Source organism: Larkinella soli, assembly GCF_003703975.1.
Classification (GTDB): Bacteria; Bacteroidota; Bacteroidia; order Cytophagales; family Spirosomataceae; genus Larkinella; species Larkinella soli.
The window spans coordinates 1-13,349 of the sequence record NZ_QTJY01000030.1 but is presented as its reverse complement, the minus strand read 5'-3'; the positions used below and the strand labels follow the sequence as shown (position 1 = coordinate 13,349).

The window sequence follows — 13,349 nt, the reverse complement described above, 5'->3', positions numbered from 1 at the left end:
CGATCAACCGGCGCCGGATCAAACTTCGGTGGTCGGCATCGGAGCCTCAGCCGGTGGGATTGAAGCATTGCAGGAGTTTTTTGAGCAGGTCGAACCCGACTCGGGTATGGCCTATGTGGTGATCCTGCATCTTTCACCTGATTACGACAGCCGACTCACCGAAATCCTGAAGGCGGTGACGCCCCTGCCGGTCACCCAGGTCACGGAAAATGTGCCGGTCCTGCCCGACCACGTCTACGTAGTGCCGCCCGACCGGCATCTGCAAATGCAGGATGACTACATCAGGGTTCTGCCCAACGCCCGCCCGGAAGAACGGCGGGCGCCGATCGATATTTTCTTTCGTACCCTGGCCGACTCGCACGGCCCCCGGGCCATCGCCGTCATCCTGTCGGGTACGGGAGCCAACGGTTCGATGGGCCTCAAGCGCATCAAGGAAAATGGGGGGGGCGGTGTTTGTGCAAAACCCCCGGGAGGCTTCCTTCAACGAGATGCCCCGCCAGGCTCCACGGACCTGGTGGACGACATCCTGCCGGTAGCCGCCATCCCGGCCCGCCTGGTGGCTTATCATCGAAGCCTGGGGACGGTAGCGATCTAGGTGGAACCCGAGCGACGCACCGACGATCAGCAGCAGGCCCTGCGGGACGTATTCACCCAACTGCGCCTGCGCACCGGCCACGACTTTTCCAACTACAAACGCCCTACCCTGATGCGCCGGCTGGAACGGCGCATCAACGTGAGGACCGGGGCCAGTTCTTCGCATCGTCCTGCCTGACCGACCGTCTGAATCGGAGAAAATCGTACTTTTAAACAGTCCGTCAGGCAGAAACCTTACCAATTCAACGATCCGCAATGAGTTACAGGCATCCTTACCATACTCTGCCCTTCATCGGTTTATTCCTGATGACGATGGGCTGCGCTCCTTTCGCAACCACGAGTACGGTTTCTCAAAAAGGGAAAGGGCAGAAGCCGCCGGTATGGGCTATCAAACAGGTAAATGTGATTCCGATGACGACGGGCGGGCATGTCCTGCCGAACGTTTCGGTGGTCATCAGCCAGGGGCGGATTCTATCCCTCGATGGACCTATTCCCCCGGGGGCCAGGGTGATAGACGGTAGAGGAAAATGGCTCATACCCGGTCTTATCGATATGCATGTGCATTTGGCAACCGATAGTCATTTTGGTTCTAAACTCCCCACCCAGGGCGCAACGACGTTCTTCGACACACAGGATGTGATGACGCCTTACATAGCCAATGGGGTTACGACCCTGTTCGATCTCAATTCTAAACCGGAACATTTCGGTCAGCGAAACGACATCGCAAGAGGGGATGTGATCGGGCCGCGCATGGCGTTGGCGGCACTCATAAATGGAGGAAACGGATCGGGAAGAATCGTACATACCCCCTCCGACGGACGTCAGGCGGTTCGTAGTGCCAAAGCCGAAGGGTACGAGTTCATCAAAGTATATTCCCAGCTGGACATTGAGACGTATAAGGCCATCATCGATGAAGCCGATAAGCAAGGGCTAAAAACCGTCGGACATATTCCGAATGCCTTTCGGGGAAAGGTGGAACAGGCCTTTGTCCCTCATTTCGGCATGGTTGCCCACGCCGAAGAGCTGTCGAAACAAGCCGGCGACTTTAGCGACCGGGAAGCGCAGCGTCTGGCGGCACTGATGGCCGCGAACGGTACGTGGCTTTCCCCTACCATGATCGCCATGAAGCGGATAGCCAGCCAGACCCGCTCCCTGGACGAACTCCGGGCGTCGCCACTGCTCCGGTATGTGCATCCGCTCCTTCAAAGTAAGTGGCTGACAGCCAACAACTATAACCGGAATAGAACGCCGGAGGGCATCGCCCGTCTCGACCAACTGCTCGCCTTTCACGTTCGATTGGTGCAAGCCTGTAAAAAGGCGGGGGTACCCATGGTGGCCGGGACGGACACCGGGGTTTCGGGGGTGATGGCCGGCTTTGATCTTCATACGGAACTTGAACTTCTGGCGGAAGCCGGATTCACCCCCGAAGAAGTACTGAACTCGACCACGCGCCTTCCCGCGATCTGGCTCGGTATCGACGGCGAAGTCGGAACCATCGAAGTCGGGAAACGGGCCGACCTTGTTCTGCTGGATGCCAACCCGCTGGATAACGTGAAAAACACGCGGGCCATTTCCGGAGTCATCGTCAACGGCCGATGGCTGAGTAAAACCACCCTTGACAGGATGCTTTCCGACTTATCCAGACGAAACACGGCCTCCAGGGACCAGTATGACTGGAAGAAAGTAACGGGCAACTAAGCCGGTTAAGGCGGTATCGTTCGGAAATCGCTTTGCGAAAACCGCATCAGGATGATGAACCGGGCATCGCCCAAAAGGTCACCGGGAGCCTGTACTTCAAAAAGTGCCAACCTTTGGAAAGCGGTCAGCGGCCGGAAACAACCACCCCGTTTTGAGGGTAGCTCCAACTCATTTTCTGCCGGACTTTGGCCGGGTTCGGCCCTAAGTATAATTGCGCAGGGCGGTTCTTTTTAGGGAGGGTAATCTACAAACTATGCGTGGCTCGTTCTTCCTCGGCTGGATCACCGTCGTTCTGCTTACGGGAGCGCTCCTGCCGGCTTTCGGGCAATCGACCGCCGTCCTGACCGGCTACGTCACGGATGCCGCCACGGGAAAACCCATGCCGTTTGCCCACGTCTACGTCAACGGCTCGACGCGGGGGGCCGTCACCGACGAAAAGGGCTATTATACGTTGGCGGGTGTGCCGCCGGGTACGGTCGAAATAGCCGCTTCCTTCGTTGGCTATCAGCCTGCCACGCAAAAGCTCCGATTTGAGAATACCTCTCCCCAAAAAGCCGATTTTCGGCTGAAAGCCAGTGTACAGATGCTGGATGCCGTTACCGTCCGGGGCAATCCGAAAGGCTGGGAGCGGCATCTGCGTCAGTTTAAAAAGCAATTCTTCGGCGAACCGTTTGGCGGCCAGTGCCTGCTGGTCAATAGTGAAGTTCTCCATTTTAAGGAAGAGAAAGATCATCTGTATGCGACGGCGAATGAGCCGTTGATCATTGAAAACCAGGCGCTGGGGTATCGGGTGATCTATGCCTTGCAGCATTTCGATGCTACGGCCTCGGGAAATGTTTATTCGGCAGGAAGTGCCCGTTTCGAAGAACTGAAACCCGAGAACGAACGCCAGGCCGTCCGGTTTCGCCGAAACCGGCTGACGGCCTACCAGGGGTCGATCCGGCACCTGATGGCCACCCTGATCGACAACACGTTCGGGCAGGCCGGCTTTCTGGTGTATCAGGAGGATGTCACCCGGCCGATTCCCATCGAAGGGCGGACCATTACGCTGGCCGCTGCGATCCGCGACTACAAGCGTCTGATTCCGGTTCAGGCATCCACGTTGATTCAGCCCGGCCGGTTAGCGACCGAGCGCCGATTGGTTTCGCCCATGAAACTGATCGTATTCTATACGAATGCGTTCTCGGGCTTCTCGCCCTATCCCGATGCCCGTTATGCCTATACAGAAATGAAACTGCCTGGCGGTCAGATGCACATGACCGTCGACGGGGTGATCACCATGCCGGAAGGGATGGAAGCGAAAGGCTCGATGGGGAATGACCGGCTGTCGACGATGCTGCCCGCCGACTGGAAACCCGAAGGAAATGAGAAGGAGGCACTTGCCGGCGGCCCGGTGGCTACTCTGGGAAAACTTGCGCCACCCGACGCCTTCCTGGGCCGCATCACGGCGGCCTTCAGCGAGCGATTCAGGTTGCCGGCCCCCACCTTGTTCGTCCACATCGATAAACCCTTTTACGCCACCGGGGATCGGCTCTGGATGAGCACATACGTACTCGACGCGGCCAGTCACCGACGGCCCGCCGGCGAAACGGCCATTCAGGTCGACCTGCTTACGTCGGCCGGGAAACGGGTGCAGCACCAGTGGGTCCGGATCATCGACGGACGGGGCGAAGGCCATTTCCGCCTGTCCGATACCCTCATGACGGGAACCTATCGCCTGCGGGCCTATACCGATGAAGATGATGCCCAGCGAGGTCCGGCTTTCGAGCGGTCGGTGGCGATCTATAATCTGCTTCGGACCGACGAATCCATACGCAGTGATTCGGTTCCTGCGCCATTGGACGTTCAGATTCTGCCGGAAGGAGGCCGCTGGACGGCGGGCTTGCCGGCACGGCTGGGCGTAAAGATCGTACAGCCCAATGGGCAGGGCCTACCCATCGCGGGACGGATCGTCGACGACCTGGGCGCGGAAGTCGTTCGTTTCCGGACCAATCGGCAGGGGATGACCAGCGTGGCGATGGAGCCGAAGCCGCAGCGGACGTACTACGCCGAGGTTGCGGATCCCAACCGGCTGCAGCGCGTGGCTTTGCCCGGCCCCGAACCGGAAGGGCTGCTGCTTTCCGCCGATGCGGTCAGCGATACCACCCGGCTGTCGTTGACCGTCATGAGTACGAACCGGGCCGCGACCGACTCCGCGTATATCCTGATTCAGCAACGCGGCCGGGTGGTCGATCAGCGGAAGGTTCTCCTGCAGGCCGGGGTGGCGAAGATCAGCCTGCCCATGACAAGCTGGTTGCCGGGCCTGGCGCAGATCACCCTGTACGATGCCGGGGCCCGGCCTCAGGCCGAGCGACTGGTGTTTGTGCCCGAGTTCACGGCGCCGGTACGGGTGATGATGCGTTTCAACAAAAACCGGTATCAGCCTCGCGAGCCGGTGATTCTGAGCGTCAATCTGGTCGATAACGGATTACCGGTGTCAGCCGCGTTATCGGCCTCGATTACCGATGCCGGCCGGGTGCCCGAGGATACCGCCGACGCGACGCTGCCGGCCCATCTGCTGCTGACGGGAGAGCTTCGGGGACGGATCGAAGACCCCAACCAATACGTATTGAATCCCTCGGCCGAAACCCGCAGAGCCCTGGACGATCTGCTGCTGACGCAGGGCTGGCGACGCGTGAGTGGTACGCCCGCGACGGATTCACTGGGCGGTGTTTCGCTCCGGGGCCGCATTCTGAACGCGAAACAACAACCCATACCCGGCGCGAAGTTGACCGTGGCGTCGACCGTCGGTGGGCAATTGTACGTGAAATCGGCCGACGCCGACGAACAGGGGCGGTTTCGGCTGGCGGGGCTGGCCCTGGCCGATACGGTGCAGTTGATGGCGCAACTCGCTGATAAGCAGTCAAGGAAAATTTCTCCCAAAGAAGCCTTTCTGATCCTGGAAGGACCCGGCCGGCAATGGGAATCCGGTAAAACAGCGATGGCACCCCACTGGGCGACGCTGCACGCTCAACTGGAAGCCGCCCGAATCCGGCAGGCGGCCCACACCGATTTATACCGCGACAAAACGGCGAAAGTCCTGAAAGAAGTAACGGTTCGGGCGCGAAAAAATGAGGAAAGACCCGGGGACATACAGCAGCGTAGTCTGCACGACAGGGCGGATGCCGTTCTGGTGTTCGACGAGCGGTCGCCGACTTACCCGAACCTGTACGAAATGATTCAGGGCCGGCTGGCGGGTGTGACGGTGACGCGGGAAGGGGCCGCCCAGGCGCACAGTTATAAGGTATTCATACGGGGTGTAGGTAGTTTCAAAAGCGGTATGCAGCCCTTGTATCTGATGGATGGCGTGCCTATTTATGACCCGGATGGAAAAGCTCTGCTGTACTTCAACACTAGCGATATCGAACGGATCGAATTGCTGAAACATGGAACGACGGCAGGAATGTACGGGGTTCGGGGCGGAAACGGCGTGATCGCTTTTTATACCAAAAGCAGACGTTCGATGGAGGCCGGCGCGAAGCCCGCGGAGGGGATGACCCCGATTCAGTTCATCGGCTATCCGTCGGTGCAGCGCGAATTTTATGTGCCCCGCTACGATGCGGAGGTATCCGCCGGCACTGTTTCCGGCCCCGTCGATTACCGGGATGTTCTCTACTGGAAACCGATCATGCAAACCGACGGCCAGGGGCACAGCCGGCTGGGTTTTCCGCTGTCGGACGTCGTTCGGACGCTGCGCGTGGTGATCCAGGGCGTTACGGCCGAGGGCCGTCCGGTGCTGGGCGTTCAGTTGATCCGGGTTCAGTAAGGCAGTGATTTTTTCCCCGGATGGGCGCAGGCTCACCACTATAATTCTTCAAAAAGACTTTTTTACTTTCCATCTTCCGGACAATCGAGATCAGGAACCACCGTTCCTAACCGGGTGACGGCATTCCAAACAAAATGGAAAATAGTCGAGTTGCTAAAACTACTTTCAGACTATCTGATGAATAAACCTGAACTCCAGGCCGACACGCTGCTTTCCATCTACCGGACGGCCTTTGAGGCCAGCAGTCAGGGTTTTTGCCTGCTGGAAAAAATACCCACGTTACCATCGGATGCCTCTGATTATCACTGTCTGCTGAGCAATATCGCTTTGGAGTACCTGCTCGGATTCCACCCGACGGTGGGCAAACCGATCCAACCAGGGATCGACCAACCGCAGGTCCATCGCCTGGAGAACTATGACCGTGTTGCCTTGACGGGACAACCGACTCATTTTGAGCACTATGTGGCAGCGCTCGATCTTTGGCTGGCTGTGGATGTGTTTCGGGTTAAGCAGGCTGAGCCCTACTGGATCGGCGTCCTGTTTAATGATATTACCCAACGAAAAAAAGTCGAAGCCCAACAGGCCTTTCTCTTGAAGCTGAGTGATGCGCTTCGACCGCTGGCCGACGCAAAACAAATTCAGGAAGCTGCCCTGCAATTCCTGGGCCGGCACTTGCAGGTGGACCGCGTGTTATATGCCGAAGTAGAAGCCGACGAGGCTCATTTTATCATAACTACCAATTATGTGCACGATAACTTTCCCCAGATGATTGGCCGCTTCCGGCTAAGCGATTTTGGGAAAACACCGGACTCGCAACGCCGGGGTCAAACACTTGTTTTACCTGACATCCATCAAGTAGACGAATCCAATGAGCACTTGCGGTCGTATCTGGCCGCTGGGGTAGTCTCCATTATCGGGGTCCCTTTGCGCAAAGGGGGGCGCTGGGTGGCAAGCCTAACGGTGCATCATGGTCGGCCACGCCAGTGGACGGCTCAGGAAGTGGCCCTGGTCGAGGAAACGGCCGAGCGGACCTGGGCGGCCCTGGAACGGGCCCGTGCCGAGCAAGCCCTGCGCCGGGAAGACCAGCGGAAGGAAGAATTTATGGCGATGCTGGGCCATGAGTTACGTAACCCCCTGGGCATATTGTCCAATACCCTGTGGTATCTGGACATGACCAAAGGCCGGGACGAGAGTCTGTCGTATCCGATCGGTGTGCAGCGGATGAGTCAACAAGTGAAGCATCTGGGCAGAATGGTGGATGATCTGCTGGATGTGAGCCGGATTCGACAGGGCAAGATTCGGCTCCGGCGCCAGCCCACCGAGCTGGGTGCCCTGGTGGAACAAACGGTCGAAGCGGCCCAATCGCTCTTCAGGGAGCGTGATCAATCGGTTGACATCGCGCTGCCCTCGTTGCCAGTGGTGGTCAACGGGGATGCCACCCGGTTATCTCAGGTGGTCATGAATTTATTGACCAATGCGGCCAAGTACACCGATGATGGCGGCCATGTCCGGATCACGCTGGAACAGCAGGCCGGTCAGGCCGTGCTATCGGTAAGGGATAACGGGATGGGGATTCCTGCCGACGAGTTGACCGCTATTTTCGATGTTTTTGTGCAAGGTAACACCTCCCTGGACCGACCGCATGGAGGGCTGGGTCTGGGCCTTGCGGTCGTCAAACAGATTGTGGAAGGGCACGAGGGACATATTGAAGCTTATAGCGCCGGACCCGGGCAGGGCAGCACATTTACCCTAACTTTACCCGTACTCATGGAAAAGCAAAATGAACCGCAGCCCGCTGCTGAGAAGTCACCTGTCATCAGGGACGCCGTGCGGGTTCTCCTGGTCGATGACAACAGGGAGCTTATCGATCTGATGGGTAAGATCATGCAGTTGCAGGGCTATGACGTACATCTACGCTACAGCGGCCAGGACGGCATTGCCGCAGCGGAAGCCCTGGCCCCTGACGTGATGCTGCTGGACATCGGGATGCCCCATATGGATGGCTATGCCGTATGTCAGCACATCCGGAAGCAAGCCTGGGGCCGGAACCTGCCGATCATCGCCCTGACAGGCTTTGGGCAGGAAGCCGACAAGCAGCGGAGTTGGGCCGCCGGCTTCGATGGCCACCTGCTCAAACCGGTCGATTATACGAGCCTGACGGAAGTACTGACCAAAACGATAGCCGCCAAAAAAGAAAGCAAGGGCGATTGAACGTAGGGAAACTACCGACCTGGTATGACCTCTTTCTCTGCAAATGCCTGAAATAATTTTTATCCAGATGCCGGCAAGAGACTTGTATTTCTTTCAGGGCTGTTTGTCAGAAGTTGATTCTTCACATCGGACGGAATGAGCTTGCCCGGAAACCGGCAGGGCCGGCCTGTCATCGCACTGAAGACAAAGACCTGATGACTGAATGACTAAGGCAACGGAAATGAATGACGCAGGTTTGATGAAGCTTCTCAGGAGTAAGATCAGGCCGGATACAATGGCCGGTATACTCAGCAGTTGACCGATATTGAGGCTCATATCGTCTTCAAAGGCAACCTGATTTTCTTTGATGAACTCCCAGATGAACCTTAACCCAAATACCCAGACCAAAGACAGGCCTGACATCGTACCCGGTGTTGACTGCTTTCGATGCGTTTTCCAGTACCAAAACAGCACGGCGAATAATACCAGGCAGGAAAAGGATTCATACAGCTGAGTGGGATGGCGCGGCACCTGGCTAAAATCAGGATCGCGGAGAAAAACAAATGCCCAGGGTACGTGAGTCGGTTTTCCGAAGATTTCGGAATTCATCAGGTTGCCGAACCGGATGAAAGCGCCGGCAAGGGCCGCTACGATACAGATGCGGTCTGTGACCCATAAAAATGTTTGACCCGTCGCCTTGCTGGAGGGGCGTCGGGAGTAGAGCCACAAGCCGATACAAATACCTATTATGCCTCCATGACTGGCAAGACCGTCGAAAGGAGGTGTGATGATCCGTAACGGATTCTGAATGAACATGGAAGGCTCATAAAATAAAAAGTGCCCAATTCTTGCCCCCAGAATAGTTGAAACCACCACGGTTATCAGCAATGAGTCGATGTCGGAAAGCGGCTTCTTCTCGGTCCTGAAAATATGAGCCATCATCCGGACTCCGGTCAGGAACCCGGCAGCGAATAGTAAGCCGTACCATCTCACCGGCCAGGAACCAATACGAAAAATTTCGGGGTCAACATCCCAGAGAATGTATTGAAGCATAGTTTTTCTGGTGGATAATCCGGTTTTCGGTAGCCAATGTACTAAGATTTCAGACGGCGACGGCAATGGGGAACCTTCCTGACAAGCGGTGGTTGGCTATGCCTGCTCTACCCGTCGGTTCGGGAAGCTTTTAAGTGTTGGGCCATGTGTAAGTGATGTTTTACTACGGGAATCATTTTGGCCAGCCAGGTCTTATACGCCTTGTTTTTAGCCATCGCATGGGCTTCTCCAAACTTTTCGACCGCAAACTGATGATCCGCAATCATGGTGTCGATGTACTTTGCATCAAACTGGTTACCCTGTAAAGCGGCCAGATCGCGTACCATTTGCTGATTCCGTTCATTCATTTGGTCCGGCACTTCTACCTGCAGGCGTTCGGCCAATTGTTTGAATTCGACATTGATCTCGGTATGCTCTTTGACCATTTGATCGCCATAACGCCGGACATCGGTCCGAACGCCCCGTTGCTGGGCTAATTTCCCCATTTCAACCTCCATGATTCCGGCACTGCCGGCAAGGCTCATAAACATCTTGTCATTTTCTGAAAGGCCCTCTTCCTGACAGGAGCCTAACAGGATACTCAGGACAAGAAAGAGGACGTACATAGAAAGGGCTCTCATAAGTGGGAAGCGTTTAGTAGTGGCAAAGGTGCCGATGTAAACGGCAGTTAATCAACAGACTAATAAATACCCTTAGATGCTTTTTTAAGCAGTATGCGCCTTATTTTTACCTACCGGTAAGAGGGTCGGTAGTCCAGATTTAGGAAAAGTGCAATTGAGGCTGTTTCACGGGTAGGCGTCGTGGGCATTTCTCTTTTGGTTCGGGAAGAGACAATGGCCGATCGAAGGAGTAAATCGTTCTTTTTATAGTAACCTGACTTATCGAAATGCCTTTATCCCAAACTGCCAAGAAAACGTTGGCTGCCTGTCTGATCTTCTTGACTTTGAGCCTTTTGCCCCGCTTTGGACAAGTACCTAGGTCAGGTTTAGATACCGATTCTACGTTTCGCCAGGCGCTTAAGGAGATCAGATATCCGGATATTCGACGCTTGCCCAGCAAATGACGATCGTCTATGTACCGTTTACCCTGACTCCGCAAGGGAAAGTTACCCACATTAAGTATTTGAATGAAGATGAGGTGGATAACCCCTTTGTGTTTGAAGTCAGATCAGGGTTTTGAGCAACGGCCCGCCTTACCGGCTTCCTATGCCGGAGAGTATGTGCTGCCCGTCGGCTTCGCAGGATATAAGCCGTTCCATCAAATGGTTCAGGCTTCGGATAACCTCAGTATGGAGAGGAAGAAACAAATAGGATTTCGTGGCTAAGGATCATGACACAGCCAGGAAGTTGTTTGCCCCCAAAGCAAAAAAACCGCTTAGCAATGAAGATAAGCGGCTGATTATCAGGCTCCCGAAGCTGGGCTCGAACCAGCGACCCTCTGATTAACAGTCGTGTGATAAACCGTCCTTTTTCTCTATATTTATTTACTGTAGTTTATTTAATGTTCTATAAAGCAGTCATTTAAGGTAATTCGCTTATTTGACTTTATTGATGGTATCTGTTGAATTGTTACTTTTGTATTGCAATTTGTATTGCAAGTTGTCAAATCTTTTTACCCGTCCGCTCTCTCTATCTGGTCTCTATGACTTATGCTACTGTTTCCTTGTTTTTAGATCGGCGGGCCTCCGGCGAAGGCACCGGTGTCATCAAATGGTCCGTCTGTTACCAACGCAAACAACGCCTTTTTACTACCGGTCTGAAAGTATCCCTCGAAGAATGGGAATTTCTTCAGCAATACAAGGGTGGACTGAAAGGGCATGTTAAAAATGAAGAACGACGCTACCTCTGGCAAAAGGTGTATGGCGACCAATACCAGGACCCCTTGACCGGTCAACGGCAAGATGGTTATCTGAAACGAGCCCAGGTGGTATTGGCTCAATTAGGTGATGGGTTCAGCTTTGATGCTTTCATTCAGGCCATCACGTTGTATGGAAAGGTGAAGGAAATCCCTCAGGAAAAAACCGACGTGTTGGCTGCTCTTTGGGCTAAATCCGCCAGCATGACTCAGGAGGGCCGCATTGGCAATGCCATCAACTATGAACTGGCGGCTAAGTCGCTCCGCCGGTTTGTCGACTCCTTCACCGACCAGCAGAGGCTTGACTTCCTTCAACTCCCTTTGCCCCGCCGGAAGACCGTGAAGGCGTCTGCACCGGCTACCTTACAATTCGCTCATCTGACGCCTGAGTTTCTGACGGCCTATGAGCAGTGGATGCTGGTTAATGGCAAGGCATCCCAGAGTCCGGGCAAACCGCCAACCGGGGCCGGTTCAACCACCGTAGGCATCTACCTGCGACACCTCCGAGCGATAGTCAACGAGGCCATCCAACAGGGGCTTATGTCCCGCGAGGCTTACCCTTTTGGCCGCCATGGCTACATGATCCCTGCCGGAGCCAATGTCAAAAAGGCTCTATCACGTCAAACGCTCGATCGGATCAAGGATTACCAGCCTCTGCCAGGCACGTTAGAGCAGCGCAGCCATGACCTGTGGCTGTTTTCCTATTACTGTAATGGAGCTAACCTGACCGACTTGTGTCAATTGACCTGGGACTCGGTTGACCTGACCAGTAAGAAACTGACGTTTATCCGTCAGAAGACGCGCCGCAGTCGTAAACAGAACCAGACCCCCATCGTGGCTTACCTCCGACCCGAAACCTTAGCCATTCTGGATCGCTGGGGCACTAGCGACCGAAGAGCCGACCAGCGGGTGTTTCCCTTTGTGGAGGCTGGCATGGACCCGGTGCGGCAACGCCGGGTCATCCATCAACTAGTCAAGGTCACCAACCAGTGGATGAGCCGCATTGCCCGGCAGTTGGAAATTGAAGAGGCAGTGACCACCTATGCCGCCCGGCACTCGTTTGCCACCACCCTACTGAAAGGCCATGCTCCTTTGGCAATGATCTCCAAGTCCTTGGGCCATACTAATCTGAAAACCACGGAAAGCTACTTAGGCTCCTTCGATGATGAGGAAGCCAAAGCTTACTTAAACCTCCTTTGATCCCTCATGGCTCAGTCTCGTATAAGCAATGTGCAAGCTTACATTGAAAGCCTTGGTGTCACTCTTTTCGCCGAGCCATCGCCAGGCTCGTTCGGCTGGTTTTGGCAGGATGCCCAGCAACGTCTCCTTCAGGGGAGTTGGCGGATCCTGTTCGGGGGTAACACCTGGGAAGAGGTGTTACCCTGTCCGGATGTATCCCAGATAACCTGGCAAGCAAACACGCCTTTCAGCCCTTCGCCTACAAACGAGGAGCTTCGTTTGCGGTGGGAGGTATGGGCCATGGATTGGTTTCACCGGCAGCAACAGGAGGTAAGGGGTAAAATTACGTGGATGAAGCAGGAACTGGAAAAAGAATTGGCCGCCTGGAACCGGAACCACCCAGAAGCCAATGAGCAGTTGTACTTGGAGCCGGTGTTTGAGGAGTGGCTCCAATCAATGGATGGGTTAACGCTCAAGGAAATACTTGGAAAATACTTCAATAAGAAAACTGCTCAACGCTTTGTGGACCCCAAGTTGGAGGCCTTGAAAGCACGCTACGGAATGGCGATCGGTAGTGGCCCTAAAATGCCACCAAAAAAGGAGCCACTCTCCATCCGTCAACGGGTTCTGATTCATTGTATTCAGGGTGGTCCACCTATTCGCTCCGGCAGCGAAGGTAAGGCGTATGCGCGGCAATGGGGATTCACCAGTGGCGATAAAGTGTACATCGTATATCTTAATTTTTGTACGGCTCGTAATCGGCTTCGGTATTGCAATGACTCCAAAGACAAGGCTAAGCCATTAATACAGGACTTGGAAAAGATCCTGGATCATCTTCCAGAGCCGTATCGCCAGCAGGTTAAGGATGAGATCAATACACTAGAGAGTAGATTTTTCTAACCGGTTATAACCGGTTGGAGCCTTTATAGGTGTTTCAACTTTACGCCTGTCATCCAACTGATAGGCGCAATGCAAA

9 protein-coding genes are annotated in these 13,349 nt (G+C 55.1%); 7 read left to right on the top strand and 2 right to left on the bottom strand.

The window, feature by feature from the left end; all coding sequences use genetic code 11:
* The first annotated feature begins 67 nt into the window (after window positions 1-67).
* The 5 genes from DX909_RS28180 (at window position 68) to DX909_RS28165 (ending at window position 8,308) form a co-directional block, all read left to right on the top strand.
* Window positions 68-595: a chemotaxis protein CheB gene (locus tag DX909_RS28180; protein ID WP_206513072.1), complete on the top strand. Its 528-nt coding sequence runs from the start codon at window positions 68-70 to the stop codon at window positions 593-595.
* Window positions 596-772 (top strand): hypothetical protein, encoded by a 177-nt coding sequence (locus DX909_RS29820; protein ID WP_206513071.1) that lies wholly within the window; start codon window positions 596-598, stop codon window positions 770-772.
* A gap of 77 nt (window positions 773-849) precedes the next feature.
* Window positions 850-2,292 (top strand): amidohydrolase family protein, encoded by a 1,443-nt coding sequence (locus tag DX909_RS28175; protein WP_206513070.1) that lies wholly within the window; start codon window positions 850-852, stop codon window positions 2,290-2,292.
* Between the two features lie 253 nt (window positions 2,293-2,545).
* Window positions 2,546-6,097: a carboxypeptidase regulatory-like domain-containing protein gene (locus DX909_RS28170; RefSeq protein ID WP_128548600.1), complete on the top strand. Its 3,552-nt coding sequence runs from the start codon at window positions 2,546-2,548 to the stop codon at window positions 6,095-6,097.
* Between the two features lie 114 nt (window positions 6,098-6,211).
* Window positions 6,212-8,308: a PAS domain-containing hybrid sensor histidine kinase/response regulator gene (locus DX909_RS28165; RefSeq protein ID WP_128548599.1), complete on the top strand. Its 2,097-nt coding sequence runs from the start codon at window positions 6,212-6,214 to the stop codon at window positions 8,306-8,308.
* 93 nt (window positions 8,309-8,401) lie between these two features.
* Here DX909_RS28165 and lgt read toward each other — a convergent pair whose 3' ends face one another.
* Window positions 8,402-9,340, bottom strand: a complete 939-nt coding sequence (gene lgt, locus DX909_RS28160) for a prolipoprotein diacylglyceryl transferase (protein WP_128548598.1) — start codon at window positions 9,338-9,340, stop codon at window positions 8,402-8,404.
* A 107-nt stretch (window positions 9,341-9,447) separates the two neighbouring features.
* Entirely contained in the window at window positions 9,448-9,960 is a 513-nt protein-coding gene (locus DX909_RS28155) for a DUF4142 domain-containing protein (protein WP_128548597.1), read from the bottom strand.
* A gap of 1,021 nt (window positions 9,961-10,981) precedes the next feature.
* On the opposite strand from DX909_RS28155, the gene DX909_RS28150 reads away from it, so the two are divergent.
* Entirely contained in the window at window positions 10,982-12,394 is a 1,413-nt protein-coding gene (locus DX909_RS28150) for a site-specific integrase (protein ID WP_128548596.1), read from the top strand.
* A gap of 6 nt (window positions 12,395-12,400) precedes the next feature.
* Window positions 12,401-13,273 (top strand): hypothetical protein, encoded by an 873-nt coding sequence (locus tag DX909_RS28145; RefSeq protein ID WP_128548595.1) that lies wholly within the window; start codon window positions 12,401-12,403, stop codon window positions 13,271-13,273.
* Window positions 13,274-13,349 lie beyond the last annotated feature (76 nt).